17 protein-coding genes are annotated in these 20,482 nt (G+C 70.6%); 10 read left to right on the top strand and 7 right to left on the bottom strand.

What is annotated here, in order from left to right; translation table 11 throughout:
* Positions 1–301 precede the first annotated feature (301 nt).
* Positions 302–850 (top strand): CchlQ, encoded by a 549-nt coding sequence (locus tag AC5P1B_RS28565; RefSeq protein ID WP_493890773.1) that lies wholly within the window; start codon positions 302–304, stop codon positions 848–850.
* 187 nt (positions 851–1,037) lie between these two features.
* Here AC5P1B_RS28565 and AC5P1B_RS28560 read toward each other — a convergent pair whose 3' ends face one another.
* The 3 genes from AC5P1B_RS28560 to glgX are packed head-to-tail and all read right to left on the bottom strand — an operon-like array spanning position 1,038 to position 7,609.
* The gene (locus AC5P1B_RS28560) at positions 1,038–2,996 is read right to left on the bottom strand and encodes an ABC transporter ATP-binding protein (RefSeq protein WP_493890772.1); all 1,959 of its coding nucleotides are present in this window, start codon (positions 2,994–2,996) and stop codon (positions 1,038–1,040) included.
* Positions 2,993–5,032: an ABC transporter ATP-binding protein gene (locus AC5P1B_RS28555; RefSeq protein WP_493890771.1), complete on the bottom strand. Its 2,040-nt coding sequence runs from the start codon at positions 5,030–5,032 to the stop codon at positions 2,993–2,995. The genes AC5P1B_RS28560 and AC5P1B_RS28555 overlap by 4 nt, the downstream gene beginning before the upstream one ends.
* A 48-nt stretch (positions 5,033–5,080) precedes the next feature.
* Positions 5,081–7,609 carry a glycogen debranching protein GlgX gene (glgX, locus tag AC5P1B_RS28550; protein ID WP_493890784.1) on the bottom strand — a complete coding sequence of 843 codons (2,529 nt, stop codon included), beginning with the start codon at positions 7,607–7,609 and terminating at the stop codon, positions 5,081–5,083.
* 753 nt (positions 7,610–8,362) lie between these two features.
* Between glgX and AC5P1B_RS28545 the strand changes: the two genes are divergently transcribed.
* From AC5P1B_RS28545 to AC5P1B_RS28520, 6 genes are all read left to right on the top strand, one after another.
* Entirely contained in the window at positions 8,363–9,571 is a 1,209-nt protein-coding gene (locus tag AC5P1B_RS28545) for a L,D-transpeptidase (RefSeq protein WP_493890770.1), read from the top strand.
* Positions 9,572–9,919: 348 nt separating this feature from the next.
* The gene (locus tag AC5P1B_RS28540) at positions 9,920–11,062 is read left to right on the top strand and encodes a L,D-transpeptidase (RefSeq protein ID WP_493890783.1); all 1,143 of its coding nucleotides are present in this window, start codon (positions 9,920–9,922) and stop codon (positions 11,060–11,062) included.
* Positions 11,063–11,268: 206 nt separating this feature from the next.
* Positions 11,269–12,042 (top strand): enoyl-CoA hydratase/isomerase family protein, encoded by a 774-nt coding sequence (locus AC5P1B_RS28535; protein WP_493890769.1) that lies wholly within the window; start codon positions 11,269–11,271, stop codon positions 12,040–12,042.
* 271 nt (positions 12,043–12,313) lie between these two features.
* Positions 12,314–12,817: an ATP-binding protein gene (locus AC5P1B_RS28530; RefSeq protein WP_493890768.1), complete on the top strand. Its 504-nt coding sequence runs from the start codon at positions 12,314–12,316 to the stop codon at positions 12,815–12,817.
* Between the two features lie 652 nt (positions 12,818–13,469).
* On the top strand, positions 13,470–14,087 hold the full coding sequence (locus tag AC5P1B_RS28525) for an N-acetylmuramoyl-L-alanine amidase (protein ID WP_493890767.1): 618 nt from the start codon (positions 13,470–13,472) through the stop codon (positions 14,085–14,087).
* Positions 14,088–14,154: 67 nt separating this feature from the next.
* Positions 14,155–14,367, top strand: a complete 213-nt coding sequence (locus AC5P1B_RS28520) for an EF-hand domain-containing protein (RefSeq protein WP_493890766.1) — start codon at positions 14,155–14,157, stop codon at positions 14,365–14,367.
* Positions 14,368–14,533: 166 nt separating this feature from the next.
* On the opposite strand, the gene AC5P1B_RS28515 is transcribed toward AC5P1B_RS28520, so the two are convergent.
* The 4 genes from AC5P1B_RS28515 to AC5P1B_RS28500 all read right to left on the bottom strand — a co-directional run bounded on the left by AC5P1B_RS28515 (position 14,534) and on the right by AC5P1B_RS28500 (position 17,567).
* A complete protein-coding gene (locus AC5P1B_RS28515) occupies positions 14,534–14,842 on the bottom strand; it encodes a hypothetical protein (protein WP_493890765.1) in 309 nt (102 codons plus the stop codon).
* 49 nt (positions 14,843–14,891) lie between these two features.
* Positions 14,892–15,449, bottom strand: coding sequence for a GH25 family lysozyme (locus tag AC5P1B_RS28510; protein WP_493890763.1), 558 nt, complete (start codon positions 15,447–15,449; stop codon positions 14,892–14,894).
* Between the two features lie 205 nt (positions 15,450–15,654).
* The gene (locus AC5P1B_RS28505) at positions 15,655–16,563 is read right to left on the bottom strand and encodes a LysR family transcriptional regulator (RefSeq protein WP_493890761.1); all 909 of its coding nucleotides are present in this window, start codon (positions 16,561–16,563) and stop codon (positions 15,655–15,657) included.
* Positions 16,560–17,567, bottom strand: a complete 1,008-nt coding sequence (locus AC5P1B_RS28500) for a LysR family transcriptional regulator (protein WP_493890760.1) — start codon at positions 17,565–17,567, stop codon at positions 16,560–16,562. Before AC5P1B_RS28500 ends, AC5P1B_RS28505 begins: the two co-directional genes overlap by 4 nt.
* Positions 17,568–17,891: 324 nt before the next feature.
* Here AC5P1B_RS28500 and AC5P1B_RS28495 point away from each other — a divergent pair, with 324 nt between their 5' ends.
* Genes AC5P1B_RS28495 through AC5P1B_RS28485 form a run of 3 tightly spaced genes read left to right on the top strand, consistent with a single transcriptional unit; the run spans position 17,892 to position 20,402 of the window.
* Positions 17,892–18,704: a tRNA-dependent cyclodipeptide synthase gene (locus tag AC5P1B_RS28495; RefSeq protein WP_493890759.1), complete on the top strand. Its 813-nt coding sequence runs from the start codon at positions 17,892–17,894 to the stop codon at positions 18,702–18,704.
* A complete protein-coding gene (locus AC5P1B_RS28490; protein ID WP_493890758.1) occupies positions 18,701–20,047 on the top strand; it encodes a purine-cytosine permease family protein in 1,347 nt (448 codons plus the stop codon). The genes AC5P1B_RS28495 and AC5P1B_RS28490 overlap by 4 nt, the downstream gene beginning before the upstream one ends.
* 1 nt (position 20,048) lies before the next feature.
* On the top strand, positions 20,049–20,402 hold the full coding sequence (locus AC5P1B_RS28485) for a rhodanese-like domain-containing protein (protein WP_493890757.1): 354 nt from the start codon (positions 20,049–20,051) through the stop codon (positions 20,400–20,402).
* Positions 20,403–20,482 lie beyond the last annotated feature (80 nt).

The raw sequence follows: 20,482 nt of genomic DNA, 5'->3' as shown, positions 1-20,482 counted from the left end.
CCCTCCAGGTCGTCGACGTCGCCCAGCTCCTCCTCGACTCCGTCAAGATCCCCGCCGGACCGGAAGGCGACGGCGAGGGCGACTCAGCCGACGTACTGGAGCCGGAACCCGTGAAGTAACCGCCGACTCGGCCCGTCGTGGCCCCGTCGGCTGGAACCGCTGGTGCCGCCACCCTCGTCAGGGTGGCGGCACCAGCGGTTTGGCGCCCGAGCGCTTTTGGTAGGCCCGGCCGCTGTTCTTGGGGGGAAGCTACGCGTAGATTCCTGATCTCGACGTCATGATCACTACTGGGAGGGCTGGCGTGGACTGGGGGACGCTCGTCGCGACGGTCAGCGGTGGCTCTATCGCCATTTCCGGCACTGTTCTGGCTGACTACCTACGCCATCGCCACGAGGATGACCGCGGAATCGGGGACCGGCGGCGGGCCGTGTACATCGAGTTCATCACCGCCGCTGAGGGATGCCATTCCCGGTTACGCCAGATCGCCCAGGCACCCAGCCTCGAAGGAGACCTGGAGACGGTCACCCGTGCGGCACTGAGCGATGCCGCGATCTACGAAGCGCGCGAACGGCTGTTCATCGACGCGACCACCGCCGTCGCCAGTGCCGGGCAGGCGATGTTCGAGAAGCTCCGCGCTCTGCAACGCGCGGTCGCGGCAGGCGCCGAGCTCACATCGACCGCCTTCCATGATGCCTACCACCCGTACATCGGCATGGTCTGGGCCTACCGGGTCGCAGTGCGCCAGGAGTTGGAGGACCAGTCCCTCTCACCCGCGGCGTTCGGATGGGACAGGTGGGACGGCAGGGATCGATGCCCTATGTGCCGAGGAGCGGTCGTCACCGGGACGTGAAAGACGGCCATCACGCTTCCCCGAGGCGCTGCCCGCTCAGCAACAGCCCGCTAAGGCCTGCTCCCAGGAGAAGACCGACCTGCACAGCGATCCCCTGCACAGCGATCCCCTGCACAGTGAAGCCGTCCCGAACGCCCGCACTCGGTGACGTCGTGGAACCCTGGGCGGACACTCCGAGGACGCCGGGTCACACCAAGCTGTCCCGCCATGCCTGGTGCAGGTCGGCGAACCGGCCGTGGCCCGCGATGAGCGCGGCGGGCGAACCGTCCTCGACGATGCGCCCCTCGGACATCACCAGCACCCGGTCGGCTATCTCCACCGTCGACAGGCGGTGTGCGATGACGACGGCCGTGCGGCCGCGGAGCACCGTGTCCATGGCGCGCTGCACGGCGCGCTCGCCGGGTATGTCCAGCGACGAGGTCGCCTCGTCGAGGATGAGCACCCCGGGGTCGGCCAGCAGCGCGCGGGCGAAACCGACCAGTTGTCGCTGGCCTGCCGAAATGCGCCCGCCGCGCTTGCGGATATCGGTGTCGTAGCCGTCGGGCAGGGCGGCGATGAAGTCGTGCGCGCCGATCGCCTTCGCCGCTCGCTCGATGTCCTCCCGGGTGGCGTCGGGGCGGCCGATGGCGATGTTGTCGGCGACCGTGCCGGAGAAGAGGAACGCCTCCTGCGTCACCATGACCACCCCGCGCCGCAGGACGGGCGTCGACAAGTCGCGCAGATCCACGCCGTCGAGCAGCACCCGGCCGCCCCCGGGCTCGCCGGCCCCGGTGGCGGGCGGCGGATCGTAGAACCGGGCCAGCAGCTTGGCGAGCGTGGACTTGCCCGCCCCGGTCGCGCCCACGACGGCCACCGTCTGACCGGCGGGCACCGTCAGGTCGAAGCGCGGCAGCACCTCACCGCCCGTGCGGTAGGCGAAGCGCACTCCGTCGAAGACGACCTCCCGGCCAGGCTGACCGGCCGGGCGCTCCGGGAGCGGCCGCGGGTCGGCCGCCTCGGGGACGGACGGGCGCTGGGCGAGCAGGCCCGCGATCTTCTCCAGCGAGGCGGCCGCCGACTGGCAGGCGTTGAGGAACATGCCGAGCCGGTCGATGGGGTCGTACAGCCTGCGCAGGAACAGCGCGGCCGCGGCCAGCACGCCCAGTTCGAGCTCGCCGGACGCGACCCGGTAGGCGCCCCATACGACGATCGCCGCCACGAAGAAGTTGGCGACGAACCGCGACGAGACCACGTAGCGGGCCATCTCCAGCATCACCGAGCCGTTGATCCGCTCGTGGGCGTGGTTGAGCTCGCGGAAAGCGGCCTCGTTCGCCCGCTCGCGCCGGAACGCCTGCACCGGCCTGATGCCGTTCATCGTCTCGGCGAACTTCACGATGAAGGCCGCGGTCGCCGTGGACCGGCTGCGGTAGATCCGCCGGGAACGGTGCTGGTACGAGCGCACGAGCAGGAACAGCGGCCCGAAGGAGGCCACCGCCACGGCGCCCAGGCCCCAGTCGAGGTAGAGCAGCATCGCGCAGATGTAGACGACGGACAGACACACCCCGAGAAGTTCCTCAAGGCCCTCGTTGAGCAGTTCACGCAGGGACTCGACATCGGACGTGGCGCGGGAGATCAACCGGCCTGAGGTGTAGCGCTCGTGGAAGTCCACGCTCAGCGACTGCGCGTGGCGGAAGATCCGCCCCCGCAGGTCGAGCAGCACACCCTGGCTGACCTGGGCGGAGGTCCGTATGAACGCGTACTGGAGGAGACCGGAGGCGACCGCGCTGACGAAATACACCACGGCGACCGCGATCAGCGGCCCGTTGTCGTCCGACCGGAACGCGGGCACGGCGGTGTCGATCGCGTAAGCGACGAGCAGCGGACCGGCCTGCACGGTGGCCTGCTGGAGGAGGATCAGCACGGCGGCCAGCCACACCCGGCGGCGCATCGGCGCGAGCAGCGAGCCAAGCAGCGCGCGGGAGGCGCCCTTCGGCGAGGGCAGGTCGTCCTGGTCGAACGCGTCGTCCCCGCCGGGACCCGCCGGTCCGTCCGGGCCATGCGAGACAAGCGGCTCAGGCGGTCCTTCGGTGGCCCGCGCGAGGTCTCCGCCGTCAGAGGTGACGTCACCGCCACCGGCGGCGGGCTGGTTGGAGACGCTGGTGGTCATGCCGGGTCGCTCCCTTCGCCGGACATCAGCGACGCGTACTCGGTGTTGCCGCGCAGCAGTTCGTGGTGGGTGCCGACCGCGCTGATCCGGCCGTCCGACAACAGGGCGACGCGGTCGGCGAGCAGCACCGTGGACGGCCGGTGGGCCACGACCAGCGCGGTCGTCTTCGCCAGCACCTGGCGCAGCGCGGCTTCGACCAGCGTCTCGGTGTGGACGTCCAGCGCGGACAGCGGGTCGTCCAGGATCAGGAAGCGCGGGCCGCCGACCACGGCGCGGGCCAGCGCCAACCGCTGCCGCTGCCCGCCAGACAGACTCAGACCCTGCTCGCCGACCTGCGTGTCGGTGCCCTGCGGCAGCGCGTACACGAAGCCCGCCTGGGCGACCTCAAGGGCCCGGGCCAGCTCCTCGGGCCCCGCGTCGGGGGCGCCCATCAGCACGTTCTCGCCGACCGTCGCCGAGAACAACGTCGGGTCCTCGAAGGCGACGGCGACCAGCCCGCGCAGCTCGTCGCGCGACAGCGCGGTGATGTCCACGCCGTCCACGCTGATCCGGCCGCCCGTGGTCTCCAGCAGCCGCGGCACCAGGGCGGTCAGCGTCGTCTTGCCGCTGCCGGTCATGCCCACCAGGGCCATGGTCTCGCCCGTACGGACGTGCAGGTCGATGCCGCGCAGCAGGGGCGGGGAGTCGGCGGGCGCGTCCGCGTAACGGAACTCGACACCCTCGAAGCGCAACCCGTCCCCGGTAGGCGCTCCGCCCCTGGCGGTGGCTCCGTCCGCTGTGAGTGCCCCGTCCTCGGTCGCCCGGTCTTTGGCGAGCACTGTGCGGTCTTTGGTGAGCACTGTGCTGTCTTGGGAGGGCACCGGGTGGTCTTTTACGAGGGCCGTGCGCTCGTCCGGCGGCGCGCTCGCGGCACGCGAAGTGGCGGCAGCCGGGGCGTTCTTGCCCAGGCGGGTCCGTACGCTGGCGTCGGCGGGCGCCGGTCCCGGCTCCGCCTCCTCGGCGTCCATCACCTCGAAGTAGCGGTCCGTGGCTGTCGCCGTCTCGTTGCTCATCGCCAGCAGGAAGCCGATCGACTCCACCGGCCAGCGCAGCGCGAGGGCCGTCGACAGGAACGCGACCAGGGTGCCCGCCGACAGGTCCCCGTCCGCGACCTGCAGGGTGCCGAGCACCAGCGCGGCGCCGAGCGCCAGCTCGGGCAGCGCCATGATCAGGGCCCACAGGGTGGCGAGCAGGCCGGCCTTGTGCAGCTCGGTGCCGCGCAGCCGCACCGCCAGCGAGCGGAAGGACCTGGCCTGGCCCCGGTGCTGGCCGAATCCCTTGATGATGCGGACGCCGAGGACGCTCTCCTCGATGACGGTGGTCAGGTCGCCGACCTGGTCCTGCGCGGTGCGGGCGACCAACGAGTACCGCCGCTCGAAGTACGAGCACAGGAACACCATGGGCACGGCGGGACCGAGCAGCACCAGACCGAGGCTCCACTCCTGTGCGAAGAGGATGATGAAGCCGACGATGATGGTCGCCCCGTTGACCACGAGGAAGGTCAGCGGAAACGCCAGGAACATACGCACCAGTTGGAGATCCGTGGTGGCGCGCGACAGCAACTGGCCCGAGGCCCAGCGGTCGTGGAAGGAGACCGGCAGCCGCTGGAGATGCCCGTAGAGATCGGCCCGCATCTCCGCCTCCACCGCGGCGAGCGGCCTGGCCACCAGCCAGCGCCGCACCCCGAACAGCACCGCCTCCGCCACACCGAGCCCCAAAAGCAGCGCGCCGCCCAGCCAGACGCCGCCCGGGTCCCTGTGGGCGACCGGACCGTCGACGATCCACTTCAGCGCGAGCGGGATCACCAGGCCCATGCAGGAGGCGATGATGGCGACGGCCCCGGCGGCGATCAATCGCCCCCGGACAGGCCGCACATACGGTGCCAGCCGCAGCAACGAGCGCACGGTCGACCGGCGTTCCGGCCCGCCGCCGCCCTTCGGCGCGCCGTCGCCGTCCGCGTCCTCCGCTGCCGTCACTTCCCTCGCCGCAACCATCATGGGTGAGACTACGGTTCGCCACTGACATCGCTCACTGGGTTTTTCGCCCTAGGTCCGTGGTCCCTCTCTCCTGGCGGGCCTGCGACCTGGGCCGATGGCCCGGAAGACCAGAACCGATCGGGCGGGCAGCGAGATCGTGGACCCAGCCGTGTGACCGCTGCCGGGAGGAGCGCTCTGGTCCTCGCGCGAGGTGTCGACGAGGAGTTCGTACGCGGCGGCCCACGGCGGGTCCGGGAGCGCGTACGCGAGGGCGTCCGGGCCCGCGTGCAGGACGATCAGGAAGCTGTCGTCCGTGACCGGCGCCCCCCGCTCGTCGCGCTGCGGGATGTCCTGGCCGGAGAGGTACATCCCGACCGTGGCGGTCGGGGTGTACCAGTCCTGCTCGGTCATCTCCGTGCCGTGCGGGGTGAACCAGGCGAGGTCGCGCAGCCCGTCCGGGGCCTGCGGGCGGCCGGAGAAGAACCCGCGGCTGCGCAGCACGGGGTGGGCACGGCGCAGGGCTATCAGCCGTGTGGCGAGCGCGGTCAGACCCCGCCACCCGGCGTCCGGCCCCGGCTGGTACGCCGGAGCCCGCCCGTCCGCGCCCGCCGATCCGTCTGTTCCGTCTGTCGCGTCTGTTCCGTGTGTTCCATCGACGCTCGCCGCGTTCCCTGTGTCTTCCGCGTTCTGTGCGTCCACCGCGGGTGCGTTCTGTGCTTCCTCCGGACGCGGGGGCTCGCCCCCGGTGGCCCCGGTGGTTCGGGTGGCTCCGGTGGCCCCGGTGGTGAGCGGCGACCAGTCGAGCCAGCTCGTTTCGTTGTCCTGGCAGTAGGCGTTGTTGTTGCCTCCCTGCGTACGGCCCATCTCGTCCCCGGCCACCAGCATCGGCACCCCGGTCGACAGCAGCAGCGTGGCCAGCAGGTTGCGCAGCTGGCGGCGGCGCAGCGCGCACACCGCCGGGTCGTCGGTCTCGCCCTCGGCGCCGCAGTTCCAGGACCGGTTGTCGTGGGTGCCGTCCCGGTTGCCCTCGCCGTTGGCCTCGTTGCGCTTGTGTTCGTAGCTGACCAGGTCGCGCAGGGTGAAACCGTCGTGCGCCGTGATGAAGTTGATGGAGGCGTACGGGCGGCGGCCGCCCCACGCGTAGAGGTCGCTGGAGCCGGAGAGGCGGTAGCCGAGGTCGCGTATGTCCGGCAGGGTGCCCCGCCAGAAGTCGCGTACGGCGTCCCGGTAGCGGTCGTTCCACTCGGTCCACAGCGGGGGGAAGGCGCCGACCTGGTAGCCGCCTGAGCCCACGTCCCACGGCTCGGCGATCAGCTTGACCCGGCGCAGCACCGGGTCCTGGGCGATGACGGCGAGGAACGGGGAGAGCATGTCGACGTCGTGCATCGAGCGGGCCAGGGCGGCGGCGAGGTCGAAGCGGAAGCCGTCGACGCCCATCTCCGTCACCCAGTACCGCAGCGAGTCGGTGATCAGCCGCAGCACATGGGGCTGCACCACATGGAGGGTGTTGCCGCAGCCGGTGTAGTCGGCGTAGCGACGGGTGTCCTGCTGGAGCCGGTAGTAACCGCGGTTGTCGATGCCGCGCAGCGACAGCGTGGGGCCCAGCTCGTTCGCCTCGGCCGTGTGGTTGTAGACCACGTCGAGGATGACCTCGATGCCCGCGTCGTGCAGCGCCCGAACCATCCGCTTGAACTCGCCGACCTGCTGGCCCCGGGTGCCGGAGGCCGAGTAGGCGGCATGCGGGGCGAAGTAGCCGATGGAGTTGTAACCCCAGTAGTTGCGCAGGCCACGGCTCAGCAGGTGGTCCTCGTGCGCGAACTGGTGCACGGGCAGCAGCTCCACGGCGGTGACGCCGAGCCGGGTGAGGTGGTCGATCGCGGCCGGGTGGCCGAGCCCGGCGTACGTGCCGCGCAGCCGGGGCGGGATGCGCGGATGGCGCATCGTGAAGCCGCGGACATGCAGCTCGTAGATCACCGTGTCGGCCCATGGCGTCTTGGGTCGGTGGTCGTCGGTCCACTCATCGCTGGGCCCGTCGGCGGGCGCCGCCTCGTGCACGATGACGCCCTTGGGGACATACGGGGCGGAGTCGCGCTCATCGCGGACGGTGTCGGCGACCTGCTGCTGCGGCCAGTCCCGCACATGCCCGTACACCTGCGGCGGCAGCCCGCCCCCGGCTCGCGCGCCGCGCGCCGGGGCCCCGTCGGAGCCCGCGGGGGCGAGGGCCGACTGGCCGAAGTCGCCGTCCACAGCGCGTGCGTAGGGGTCGAGCAGCAGCTTCGCCGGGTTCCACCTGGCGCCGGTCCACGGGTCCCAGCGGCCGTGGACGCGGTAGCCGTACCGCTGGCCTGGCAGGGCGCCGGGAACGAAGCCGTGCCAGATCTCGTGCGTCAGTTCCGTCAGCCGGTGGCGCGTCTCGGAGCCGTCGGACGCGAACAGGCACACATCCACGGACTCGGCGCCGCCCGCCCAGAGCGCGAAGTTGGTGCCGGGCACGCCTGTGGGTCCCGTACGGAACCGGGCACCGAGCGGCTGCGGGCTGCCCGGCCACACGGGCGCTTCCGCGAGGGAGGCGCCGCGCTGCCGGGGCGGACGGCTCACCCTGGCCCGATCCGGCGTGCCCGTACGACCGTCGGGGGAGCCGTTGTGCGCGGGGTCGGGTGCCGCACCGGAGCGGGAGGGGGGCGCGGGCGCGGACGGTGGGGCGGACGGCGTGCTCAGTTCGGTGAAGACGTCGGCGCGGGGCCGGGCCGTGGCCGGTTCCGGGCGCTGCTCGGGTGGGCTCGACACGTATTCGCCTCCGGCGGCTCGCGGGCAAGCTCGCGGACAGACCGGGTGGGGCAGGCGCGGCTCACGCCGGTCCCGCCGCAGAACGCGAGCCCGCGCGGCGTCCCGTGCCGCGCGGGTGCGGACCTGTCCTCTCCCCTGTTCTTCCCCTTACCCCGGCGGCCCTCACACACGTGATCGGACCGTGCCGTGCCCTGTGACGTTTCCCCTGACGGGGGCGGTCGTTGGGGAATGCATGACACAGAGACGGCGGGCCGGGTGATGACGGCGCACAGAACGACGAGGCACGGGGCGACGGAGCACGGAGCGAAGGGGCACGGAGCGCGGGGCCACGGGGCCGCGGGGCGTGAACCGACGGAGTACGGGGCGGCGGGGCACGGGGCCACGGAGAACGAACCAACGGGGCACGGGGCCGCAGGGCGTGAGCCCACGGAGCACGGGCCCACGGAGCATGGGCCCACGGAGCATGGGCCCACGGAGCATGGGCCCACGGAGCACGGGCCTACGGAGCACGGGCCTACGGAGCACGGGGCGGGGCCGTGGCGGGGCTCGTCGTGTGGGGCGTCGGTGCGGGGGACGGTCGTGTGGCGCGTGCCGGTGCGGGGTGTGGTCGCGCTGGGAGCACTGCTGGCGCTCACGGCGTGCGGGCTCGGCGGCGTGGGCGGCGTCGCTGACGACGGCCGCCCGTCCGCCACCGAGGCACTGCGTGTCACCCCCGCCGAGGGCGCGAAAGCCGTACGCGCCGACAGCGTGCTGGAAGTGAGCGCTCCCGGCGGCCGGTTGGAGAGGGTCCAGGTCACCCGCTCCGATGGCGGCGGGGCGCTGCCGGTTCCCGGCCGGGTCTCGGCGGACGGCAGCCGGTGGCGGCCCACGGCCAAGCGGCTGGCGCCGGGCGCCAAGTACACCGTGGACGCCGTCGCCGTCGGCGAGCGAGGCCGTCGCTACGCCCGGCACACCACCTTCACCACCCGTGTGCCCAAGCGCCGTTTCACCGGCTACTTCACGCCCGAGCACGGTTCCACCGTCGGCACCGGGATGATCATTTCGCTGGAGTTCAACCGGCCGGTCACCCGCAGGGCGGCGGTCGAGCGCGCCATCCGCGTCACGGCCAGCCCCTCGGTGCCGGTCGCCGCGCACTGGTTCGGCGCCGACCGGCTCGACTTCAGGCCGGAGAGGCACTGGAAGCCCGGTACCAAGGTCACCCTCGATCTGCGGCTGCGCGACGTCCAGGGCGCCCCCGGCGTGTACGGCGGCCAGCGCAGGACGGTGCGCTTCGCCATCGGCCGTGACCAGGTGAGCACCGTCGACGTCGCCACGCACGTCATGCAGGTATGGCGTAACGGGCGGCTGGCGGCCATGCTGCCGGTCAGTGCGGGCGCCACGGACAGTGCCACGTACAACGGCAAGATGGTCGTGATGGACATGCTGGAGGTGACCCGGATGAACGGGTCAACGGTCGGCTTCGGCGGCGAGTACGACATCTCGGATGTCCCGCACGCGATGCGGCTCACCCAGTCAGGGACCTTTCTGCACGGCAACTACTGGGCGCCCGAGGACACGTTCGGCGCCGCCAACACCAGTCACGGCTGCATCGGACTGCGTGACGTACGAGGCGGCGGCCGGAACACCCCGGCGGGGTGGTTCTTCGCGCGCTCTCTGGTCGGCGACGTCGTGGAGGTGATCAACTCCGGCGACCGTACGGTCGCTCCCGACAATGGTCTCGGTGGCTGGAACATGACCTGGCGCGCCTGGCGCGCGGGCTCCGCGCTCCACTGAGACGCCGCGCCGGCAGCCACCCGCGCAACCCGGCGCGCACGCCCACCGTGCCCCCGCGCTGTCCCTCTCCTCCCTGGTCAGCCCGGCAACGCCAGTCCGCCCCCGCACTGGTGTCACCCCCTTCGTACGCCCTCTACCGGCGGTCCCACTTGGGACGGAACAGTGACAATCGCGGGCAGTCCACTTTGCATACGTTGTGGTTATCTATCGCCATGCGCGTATGCCGCGCGTTGGGGTGCCGCGGGGGCGCGGGCCGTGCGAGGGGAGACGACCGTTTTGAACGTGCAGCCGAAATGGGGGGCGCGAGGCCGTAAGGGTCTCCTCGCGCTGCTGCTCGGAACATCGCTGATGCTGGTGTCCGCGTGCGGGGGAGACGACGATTCGGACAACAAGGGCAACGGGAAGGTCGGCGACAAGGAGGCGTCGCAGGCCGTGGTGGCGATCGCGCCCAGGGACGGGGCGGACGGCGTCGGGACGAACGGCGCGCTCAAGGTCACCGCGGACAAGGGCAAGCTGACCTCCGTCAAGGTCGCCGACAGCAAGGGCAACGTTGTCGGCGGCAAGATCTCCGCCGACGGGTCGAGCTGGCAGCCGACCAGCCATCTGGGCGCTTCCACGAAGTACACCGTGGACGCCGTCGCCAAGGACGATGACGGCCGCGAGTCCGCCAAGCACTCGACGTTCACCACCCTCGTCCCCAAGGACACCTTCATCGGGCACTTCACGCCCGAGAACGGTGACAAGGTCGGCGTCGGCATGCCGGTCTCGCTCAACTTCAGCCGCGCCATCACCAACCGCGAGGCCGTCGAGCGGGCGGTCACCGTGACGGCGAAGCCGTCCGTGCCGGTCGAGGGGCACTGGTTCGGCAACCAGCGGCTGGACTTCCGGCCCGAGAAGTACTGGGCGGCCGGCACCAAGGTGACGCTCAACCTCCGCCTCAGCGGCGTCGAGGGTGCCTCTGGTGTGTACGGCACGCAGGCCAAGACGGTGAGGTTCACCGTCGGCAGGAGCCAGATCAGCGTCGTGGACGCGAAGACCAAGAAGATGACCGTCAAGCGTGACGGCAAGGTCGTCAAGACCATCCCGATCACCGCGGGCGCGCCGGGCACCGAGACGTACAACGGCAAGATGGTGATCAGCGAGAAGCACCCGGTGACCCGGATGAACGGGGAGACGGTGGGCTTCGGCGGCGAGTACGACATCAAGGACGTGCCGCACGCCATGCGCCTGTCGACCTCGGGCACCTTCATCCACGGCAACTACTGGTCGGGAAAGCCGACCTTCGGTTCGGTCAACGCCAGCCACGGCTGTGTCGGCCTCTTCGACCAGCGCGGCGGGGGTGACAAGTCCACCCCGGGCGCCTGGTTCTTCAACAACTCGCAGGTCGGCGATGTGGTCGTCATCAAGAACTCCAACGACGACACCATCCAGCCGGAGAACGGCCTCAACGGCTGGAACATGTCCTGGTCGGAGTGGACCGCCAAGCAGTAGACCGTCAGCACTGAACCGCCGGCCCGGACGTGGGACGGCCGCGCGCGCCGCGGCTGAGCTCCGGGCGCGGCCGTGACCGGCCCCAGGCGGGGGCGGGGAGCGTGGGCGGGCCGGGGCGGGCGGCACAGCGGACGGGAGGCCACCCGGGGCGGAAATGCCCCCGGGTGGTCTCCCGCCGTGCTGTTAGCGAGCGCTAACCTGCGCTCATGACTGAGACTGTGCACCTTGAGGTCGCCGACGGCGTGGGCGTCATCCGCCTGGACCGTCCCCCGATGAACGCTCTGGACATCGCCCTCCAGGACCGGCTGGGCGAGCTGGCCGCCGAGATCTCCGGCCGCGACGACGTACGCGCCGTCGTCGTGTGGGGCGGGGAGAAGGTGTTCGCCGCCGGCGCGGACATCAAGGAGATGCAGGTGATGGACCACGCCGCGATGGTGGCCAGGTCCCGCGGCCTGCAGGACGCCTTCACGGCCATCGCCCGCATCCCCAAGCCCGTCGTCGCCGCCGTGACCGGTTACGCCCTCGGTGGCGGCTGTGAGCTGGCGCTGTGCGCGGACTTCCGGATCGCCGCCGAGAACGCCAAGCTCGGCCAGCCGGAGATCCTGCTCGGCCTGATCCCCGGGGCGGGCGGCACCCAGCGGCTGGCCCGGCTGATCGGCCCGTCCAAGGCCAAGGACCTGATCTTCACCGGGCGGCAGGTCAAGGCGGACGAGGCGCTGGCGCTCGGGCTGGTCGACCGCGTCGTACCGGCCGAAGAGGTGTACGAGCAGGCGCTCGCGTGGGCGACGCGGCTCGCGAAGGGCCCCGCCATCGCGCTGCGTGCGGCGAAGGAAGCGGTGGACTTCGGCCTGGAGACCGACATCGACACCGGCCTCGCGATCGAACGGAGCTGGTTCGCGGGGCTGTTCGCGACCGAGGACCGGACGACTGGCATGCGCAGCTTCGTCGAGGACGGCCCGGGCAAGGCCAAGTTCCGCTGACCGGGAGCGAGTTACGCACGGGGCCCGTCATCGGCGGGCCCCGTGCCTCTTGCGGGCGAATTTTCGGCGTTGTGGAGCGGGTCTCGGCGCGAGGCGCGATGGACGCTCGGCGATCAGTGGTGGCCGTGGTGTCACCGCTGGTCAGACGGTCATGCGGGTTGCTTCAGTGCCTTTGGCATATGTCATGACCGGGATATCCGGCGTTGCGCGCGGCCGTGCCGATTCCCACGGTTCCGCCCCCAGACGGCCGTTGGGCGGCCATGATGGGGGCATGGCGGGCACGGAGGGAATGGACCACTCGCGCCGGGAAGCCGATACGGCCCCCGCGCGATGGGTGTCAACCGTTGACGACGACCTCGCCATGAAGGCGCTCGACCTTTTCGGCAACCCCACCGTGGACGAGGTACGGCTCCCCTCCCGCCCGGAGTCGGCGGGCACGGCGCGCCGCCTGGCGCAGGCGCTGGTCCTCCGGCACTGGGGGCTCGGCCCGCAGCTCGCCGAGCACGCCGTGCTCCTCGTCTCCGAGCTTGTCGGCAACGCCGTACGGCACACCGGTGCCCGCACTTTCGGTCTGCGCATGCTCCGCAGGCGCGGCTGGGTCAGAATCGAGGTCCGCGACCCCTCCCGGGGGCTGCCGTGTCTGATGCCGGTTCACGAGCTGGACATCAGCGGGCGGGGACTGTTCCTGGTGGACAAGATATCCGACCGCTGGGGTGTGGATCTGCTGCCGCGCGGCAAGACGACCTGGTTCGAGATGCGCGTGACCGACCGCTGAGCGGCCGCCGTGGGGACTCCCGGCGGCCGCCGACAGGGCCGCCCGACGCGGGGCGACCGATCCGAGGCGCCCGGTCTGAGGCGCCCGATCCGAGGCGGCCGGTCCCGGGATGACCCGCCCGGCACGACCGGCTCGGGATGACCGGCCCGGGATGACGAAAAGGCTCCCATCGTCGTTTCCGACGGGGCGGGAGCCTCTTCGTATCGCTGCCGCCACGGCATAAGGGGTGTGTCCGTGACGTCAATGGACGACCTGGCCCGGGTCAATGGGGGTCGCTGCCCCGACTATCGCAGAGAGGGTGCGATGCTTTCAAAGTGATTTTTGGGACACCGGACCTCAAATGCAGCCATATCAGATGTCAACTTAAGGTGAACTGCGACACTCACCTTTCAAGCAGCGGGTTAATGGCGGAGTTCCTTGAGGATTACATGAGCCTCGGGCCTCGAAACAAGGATGGGTCTAGACCTGGAGGGGGAATCTTTCTTTGCCGAGGCGTTAGCCGGATAGGCCGTGTGGTGCCTTGGCAGCTCCCGTACGGGAGCTCACCATGAGATCCGTGACCTGTGTCATGTCCCTGCCTATGTCCGCTGCCGGGTCCGGCGCGTCAGCGGACGCCGACCATCCCCCACTGGAACGGACTCGGAGGACCCCCATGGAAGCCCACGCCCCCATCCCGTCCCGCCGCAACCTTCTGCGCGGCGCGCTCCTCGGCGCCGCCGCCGTCGGGCTCACCGGGGCCGGCGGCCCGTCCGCCGTCGCCAGACCCGCCGGCCGCGCCGACGTCGACTACCCCGGCGCCAGCTGGGTCCCCGCCAGCACCTCCAACTACACCGCCTCCCGCCGCCCCACCTCGTACCCGATCGAATTCGTCGTGATCCACGTGACGCAGGAGACGTACGCCGACACCCTCGCGATCTTCCAGAACCCGTCCGCCAAGGTCTCCTCGCACTACGTCGTACGTTCCGCCGACGGGCTGATCGGGCAGTGCGTGCGGGAGAAGGACATCGGCTGGCACGCGGGCAACTGGGACTACAACACCCGCAGCATCGGCATCGAGCATGAAGGGTGGGTGGACAAGCCCGAGTACTTCACCGACGCGATGTACCGCGCGTCGGCCGCGCTGACCGCCGACATCTGCGCCGCGTACCGGGTGCCCGTGTCCCGGAAGCACATCATCGGGCACAGCGAGGTCCCCGGCGCCACCCACACCGACCCCGGCCCGCACTGGGACTGGGCCCGGTACCTCGACCTGGTCAACGCGGCGGCCTGATGGGACCGACTCCCCGGAGGTCGCTAATGTGTGCTGGTCAGGCAAGCACATAGAAGGGGCGGCTCACGTGGCGGACATCGAGGCGGCGCGGAATGCGTTCGAGCGGTTCGACCTGAACGGGGATGGGTTCATCTCCGCGGCCGAGTACAAGAGCGTGATGGCTCAGCTGGGGGACCCGTTCGTCACGGAGCCCGTCGCCGAGGCCATCATCAAGTCGGCCGACACCAGCAAGGACGGGCAGCTGTCCTTCGACGAGTTCTGGGCGATCCAGAACCGCTGACAGCTCGCGCTGCCAGTTCACCCGGAGCCCCCGTGAGCCCGGCGCCCCTCGGCGCCGCGCCCCACGGGGGCTCCGGCGCGCTCACGGCCCCCGGCGCGGCGCGGGGGTCCGGGGTGTCGCCGGTTGGGCCGGTGTGTGAGGCGGGCGGTGGGGGAGGGCCGCCGGGTCAGCGCCCGCCGCGCCGCTGGGCGTTCGCCCGCCGCCTGCGGTCGTTGCACAGCAGGCAGCGGCCCCAGCCGGGCGGCAGCGGATCGTCCTTGTCCCCGTACAGCGGATCGACGGCCCCGCGCGGATGGTCGGAGCAGCCCGTCGCGCCGTGCTCGGCGCCGAGCGCGTTCGCCGCGGTCAGCGCGCGCCGCAAGGCGTCGGTGAGCTGACCGGTCTCCAGTGCGGACGGCTCGGCCTCCAGCGAGAAGGCGATGTCGGATGCGGTGTTTAGCGCGCTCTGGAGCTCGCGCACCTCTGCGTATCCCATGCCCCTGAGCCTAAGCGGTCCCTCTGACAACGCCTTCGGCCCGGCCTTCTCAGCCCGCTGCGGCCCAGTCGCGCAGAGCCGCCTTGCTGGGGAAGGCGGCGACGTTCTTGTCGATCGGATTGTCGGTGTACTGGTGGATGCGCCACTTGGCCTGGATGCGGGGCTTGCCGGACGCCACGTAATCGGCGATCCACAGCCCGTCGCCCGCGTAGGAGGTGGTGTCGTGGTTCAGCCAGAAGTACCGGTTGCAGTACAGCAGCACCCGGTGGCCCGGGCGCAGCCGCTTGACCTCGCGGAGGAACTTGTCCTTCTCCGCGTTCGTGGCGCGGGTGTTGTTGCCGGTCGTCTCCCAGTCGACGGCGAGGAGGTCGTTCTCCTTCGACGCGCACTTGTCGACAAAGTAGCGGGCCTGCGCGGCGAGGTTGCCGGGCCACAGAAAGTGATAGAAGCCGACCACGCAGCCGGCCTCTCTCGCCCGGCTGGCTTGCGCCGACTGCTTGGGATTGATGTAGGAGCGGCCCTCCGTGGCCTTGATGATGACGAAGGACAGGCCGGAGGTGCTGAAGCTGGAGCTCTGATGTGAGCTGACGTCTATTCCACGCAGCATGCTGCTGCCTCCCGAGGGGGTGAGGGGGCTGGGGGGAGTGGGGGATGCGGGGGTGTGGGGGGTGGCTTGTTCTTGGTTGTTCCCGGTAACCGTCCGTACGGAACCGATTACGCACGACTAACTGTTCGGATACAACATTCAACGGCTCAACGAGTCATCGTCAACGGCTCAGCCGGTCGGCGCGCCCCTGGGCCCCGCGCGTGGATCACCGCGCGGACGCGCCCGCGTAGGCATGGCGGGTGAGCCGTGCCAGCTGAGGGCCGTGCGCGGCGAGTTCGCCCATCCGGGGCCAGGCGAGGAGGAGCTGGAAACGGGTGGCGCCGTCGTCCAGTGGGACGTACACGATGCCAGGCAGCGGTGCGGGCACGGGGAAAGCGGGGAACGCGGCGCTGCTCGTACAGGCCAGGGCCGACGCGACCGTCTCGTCGGCCGCCCGGGAGAGCCGCAGGCACACGCCGCTGTGGGCGGCGGCGCCCAGGAAGTACTGCCGCAGCGGACTGTGCTCGGGGTCGATGAGGATGCAGGTCTCGGACGCCAGGTCGGCCATCGTCACGGACCGCCGGCCCGCCAGCCGGTGCCGGGTGGCGACACCGGCAAGGAGGCACTCGCGGGCGATCACGGCCGTCTCGACGCTCGCGGGCAGCGGACGGTCCAGCCGAGGGAAGTGCCGCAGGACCGCTACCTCAAGGCGCTGGGCGCCCAGCAGGTCCAGGAGTGCCGCGCTCGACTGGTCGGTGTGCACCGAGATCGACGCGTGCGGCAGGAGCGAGGACAGCGCGCTGGCGAGGGCCGGCAGAGCCGGGTGGGAGACGGAGCCGACGCGGACGGGCTGGGCGGCCGCCTCGTCGCGGGTGTGCTCGGTGGCCGTGGTGAGGAGCCAGTCGATCAGCGGCAGTACGGTGTCGGCGCCGCTGAGGAGGAGCCGTCCCGCCTCGGTCGGGGTGGTGCCGCTGTGCTGGCGGCGGAAGAGCACCGCGCCGGTGATCCGTTCGATGCGCTGGAGATGGTGGCTGATGTTGCCCTGGCTGGTGCCGAGTTCGCGCGCCGCACCGGCCAGGCTGCCGGTGTCGGCGATGGCTCGCAGGATGCGTAAGTCGTGGATCTCCAGGTTCATATCCGTCGTGGGGCCGGGTGGCGCGGGAGGTGGTCGTACGGCGGGGAGCTCGCCACGCGCGGGCGTGGTCCGGCCAGAACGGCCAGGGCGCCGCCCGGCGTACGCCTGCCCGCCAACTCCTCGTGCGCCGCCGCCAGTAGCTCGACGAGGGGCGGCAGCAGAGGAGCCAGCGGGTTTCCGGGCTGGGTGGCGATGGTGTGGTGGGCCCGCAGCGGAAGGTCGCTGACCTGGCGGTGGACGACCCCCGGGGCGGCCGGGCGGATGCCCTGAATGAGGGCCACGCAGCCGCGGTTGCGGATGACGTCGCCTCGCGGGCCCGTCACGGGCACGTCGTAGGCGATCTTCGGGGCGAAGCCGAAGGACCCGCACAGGCGGCGCAGTACGTTGTCGCAGCCGTCGGGGCCCGCGGTGGATATCCACTCCTCGTCCGCCAGATCGGCCATGGTGATCGACGGGGCCGACGCCAGTGGGTGTCCGCTGGCGAGGGCGACAGCCACGGGACTGCGGGCGATGAGGTGGGTGTGCAGCCCCTCGCGGCTCGGGGCGGTGGCCTCACCGCACTGGCTGAACAGGGCGATGTCGATCTCACCCGCGCGGAGCCGGCTGTCGAGCTCATGGGAGGAGTCGACGGTCACGATCTGTAGGTGTCCGTCGGGGCGCAGCCGCCACAGGGCGCCGAGCAGGGCGTCGGAGAGCGGCGTCGCGTCCCAGCCGACCCGCAAGGTCCGCCGCTGGCGCGACTGATGGGTGCGCAGCCGCTCGGCCAGGTCGTCGAAGCGCTCGATGATGGTCTCGGCGTGGCTGACCATGCTGGCGCCGAGGACGGTCAGCCGGACCCCCGCGGTGTCCCGCTCGAAAAGGGGCCCGCCGAGGAGGTTTTCCAGTCGCCGGATCTGACGGCTCAGTGCGGGCTGCGGTAAACCCAGCACGGCTGCCGCCTTGTTGAGACTTCCCGCATCCGCGACAGCGCAAAGATTGCGCAAATGGCGCAGCTGCAACTCCATGAGCTTTAATGTAAGGCTCTGCCGTCGCAGGCGCCAGGGTGTGGGCGGTGAATTCAACCGTTGGCACATTCACCTTTCTCGCGCGTTCCGCTTGGCGCGGCGCGCATTGCGGAAATTGGTATGTACTATTCGCGTCCGTTGTGCGAGTTCTACGCGCGGAGCGGTTCTCGCGGCACTGAGGTATGCGTGCGCGGCATACCCCGATGACACTACCGGCGGCCCGTGTTGAGCGGTCAACATCCTGCCGACGGTCCCTTCCAGGAACCGACCCAGACGTGACCGCGACGGGATGGCGGTCATGCGAGCCGTGGGTGAGGTCCAGTCATGTTTACAACGCAACCACTTACCGCGGGGTGCGGCGCATTGCTCCCCACCGCGACACACGCCTGTATCGGGGTCAGCCCCTTTAATAGCTACTTCAGCACAAAGAGGCTGACCGCACTGGCGAAATGGGCGCTGGAGAACTTCACGCACTGCCACTTCTTCATTCCGGACACGGCCGCCGCGTACACGCTCGAAGCGCTCGGATATCCGCCGGACCGGGCCCGGCACAAGGCGCAGCGGCAGGGCCAGTATGTGCACAACAAGGTGACAACCGCCCTGCGCGCCCTGGATGTCGCCGAGCCGCGGCGGCTCATCTGGGGCATGGAGCGCCTGCACGCCGACGAGCGGTACAGCGCACTCCTCGAAGAGGCGGGCGCCCTCTACGAGCGGGACGGGACCTTCCAGGCGGCGTGTCTGGAGGCCACGCACTGGGTGCTCGACCGCAAGCTCCCGCGCGGCGCCAGGCCGACCGAGGAGCAACTGCGGCTCGCCGTCCGGTACTTCCTCGCCGAACTCCCGCTCTTCGCCGACTCCGGCGGGATCGCGGGAGTACGCCCGTCGATGTTCGTCTACCACCACCGGGTGGCGTTCCTGGAGCGCTTCTACGCCCGGGAGCTGCCCTGGCGGCCGGCCGAGGACCAGGGCTTCCTCGTCGCGCGCGACGCCGCCGCCGAGCCGCCGGTGGACGGGGCCCCGCAGCCGGACCTCGCGGCCACCACCGCCACCGGGCAGCGGGACACCCGGCGGCCGAACGGCCCGCGGTTGACCGGCCGGGACGGCGCACGGCCGATGTACGGGATGAGCAGCCCATGAGCGCCGCCGGCGACGAGGAGAGGTTCGACGACTACTCGCTGACCCGGGTGCCCCTCGAAGCGCGGCACTCCTGGGTGTCCGTCGCCGTGCAGCGGTTCGGCCAGGTCTCCTCCTTCCAGCAGTTCCTCGTGGGCGCCTACCTCGGTTTCGGCATGACCTTCACCGACGCGGTCATCGCCATCACCATCGGCTCCGTGATGCTGGAGATCATCACCATCGCGCTCGGTATCGCCGGGGTCCGCGAAGGGCTGTCGGTGTCGGTGCTCGCCCGCTGGTCCGGATTCGGCCGCAAGGGTTCCGCCCTGGTGGGCCTGCTCATCGCGCTGAGCCTCGCGGGCTGGTTCGGGGTGCAGAACGGCGTGTTCGCGCAGGGGATGCACGACCTCGACGGCGGGACGCCGGAATGGGTGTGGGCACTGGCCGGGGGCGCCGTCATCACGGCGATCACCGTCTACGGCTTCACCATGATGGCGTGGACCGCGTTCCTCACGGTGCCCGCGTTCCTCTTCCTCGCCGGGTACTCCATCGTGGACATCCTGGCCGACCACTCGCTGAGCGACCTGCTGACCTCCGAGGCGCCGGGGCCCGCGATGTCCCTCGCCGAAGGCACCACACTGGTCTCCGGCGCCTTCATCCTCGGCGCGATCATGACCCCGGACATGACGCGCTTCAACCGCCGTCCGTCCGACGTCGTCAAGCAGACCTTGATCAGCGTGACGCTGGGTGAGTACCTGATCGGCCTGATCGCCGTGCTGCTCGCGCACGCCGCCCGCACCGCGGACATCGTCGGGATCATCACCTCGTCCTCGGGTCTGCTCGGCACCCTCATCCTGGCGACGGCGATTTTGAAGATCAACGACTGGAATCTGTATTCGTCCTCGCTGGGTCTCGTGAACTCGATCGACGTGCTGACCGGGCGGCGCGTCAGCAGACGCGCCGTCACCCTCCTCATCGGCGCGGCCGGTACGGCGGCGTCGGCCATGGGAATCGTCGACAACTTCACGGACTTCCTGGAGACCATCGGCATTCTCGCGCCACCGGTCGCCGGAATCATCATCGCCGAATACTTCCTCGTACGAAGATTCCGCGCGGATCTCGACAGGGCCAGGGAAAACAACACCCTGCCCGCCCAGAGCGCCGACTGGATGCCGCTCTCGCTGGTGTGCTGGGCGGCTGGAGCACTCGTCGGCGAATACCTGGACGCCGGAATACCGTCCATCAACTCGGTGGTCGTCGCCCTGCTCCTCTACACCGTGCTCGGCAGAGCCGCCAGTGGCAGGAAGGCACCACCGACCGGCGAGCACCCCCCGGCAGAAGCCGACATGACGACAACCGGAGGATGACGTGCTGCCCCTCGTGAAACGAGAAGAACTGCGCAAGGAGATCGACCACGGCTCGGTCATCGTCGTCGACACGATGCCCACCGAGTACTACGAGCGCGAGCACCTGCCGACCGCCGTGAACATCCCCGGCTTCCCCTACGAGGAGGCCGCCCGGTTCACCGACGAACTCGCCCCCGGCCTCCTGCCGGACGCCACCGCCCCCATCGTCGTGTACTGCGCCAACGTGCCCTGCCGCAACAGCGAACTCGTCGGAGCACGACTGCTGGCGCTCGGCTACACCAACGTCCGGAAATACCGCGAAGGCATCGAGGACTGGGTCGCGGGCGGGCTGCCAACGGAGTCAGCCCCGCCATGACCTCATACGGGCGGCCAGTGACCGTGGCCGCCGGGGGACAGGCCACACCGCGAAACCGCGAAACCGCGAAAGGAGGTCGG

This window comes from Streptomyces sp. A01 (assembly GCF_059026195.1).
This window is presented reverse-complemented; position numbering and strand designations above follow the sequence as displayed.

What these genes read in the sequence shown, in the direction of transcription:
- AC5P1B_RS28560 (WP_493890772.1), bottom strand. Translation starts at nt 2,996, where the DNA reads ATGACCACCAGCGTCTCCAACCAGCCCGCCGCCGGTGGCGGTGACGTC.
- AC5P1B_RS28555 (WP_493890771.1), bottom strand. Translation starts at nt 5,032, where the DNA reads ATGATGGTTGCGGCGAGGGAAGTGACGGCAGCGGAGGACGCGGACGGC.
- AC5P1B_RS28540 (WP_493890783.1), top strand. Translation starts at nt 9,920, where the DNA reads ATGCTGGTGTCCGCGTGCGGGGGAGACGACGATTCGGACAACAAGGGC.
- AC5P1B_RS28535 (WP_493890769.1), top strand. Translation starts at nt 11,269, where the DNA reads ATGACTGAGACTGTGCACCTTGAGGTCGCCGACGGCGTGGGCGTCATC.
- AC5P1B_RS28530 (WP_493890768.1), top strand. Translation starts at nt 12,314, where the DNA reads ATGGCGGGCACGGAGGGAATGGACCACTCGCGCCGGGAAGCCGATACG.
- AC5P1B_RS28525 (WP_493890767.1), top strand. Translation starts at nt 13,470, where the DNA reads ATGGAAGCCCACGCCCCCATCCCGTCCCGCCGCAACCTTCTGCGCGGC.
- AC5P1B_RS28515 (WP_493890765.1), bottom strand. Translation starts at nt 14,842, where the DNA reads ATGGGATACGCAGAGGTGCGCGAGCTCCAGAGCGCGCTAAACACCGCA.
- AC5P1B_RS28510 (WP_493890763.1), bottom strand. Translation starts at nt 15,449, where the DNA reads ATGCTGCGTGGAATAGACGTCAGCTCACATCAGAGCTCCAGCTTCAGC.
- AC5P1B_RS28505 (WP_493890761.1), bottom strand. Translation starts at nt 16,563, where the DNA reads ATGAACCTGGAGATCCACGACTTACGCATCCTGCGAGCCATCGCCGAC.
- AC5P1B_RS28500 (WP_493890760.1), bottom strand. Translation starts at nt 17,567, where the DNA reads ATGGAGTTGCAGCTGCGCCATTTGCGCAATCTTTGCGCTGTCGCGGAT.
- AC5P1B_RS28495 (WP_493890759.1), top strand. Translation starts at nt 17,892, where the DNA reads ATGTTTACAACGCAACCACTTACCGCGGGGTGCGGCGCATTGCTCCCC.
- AC5P1B_RS28490 (WP_493890758.1), top strand. Translation starts at nt 18,701, where the DNA reads ATGAGCGCCGCCGGCGACGAGGAGAGGTTCGACGACTACTCGCTGACC.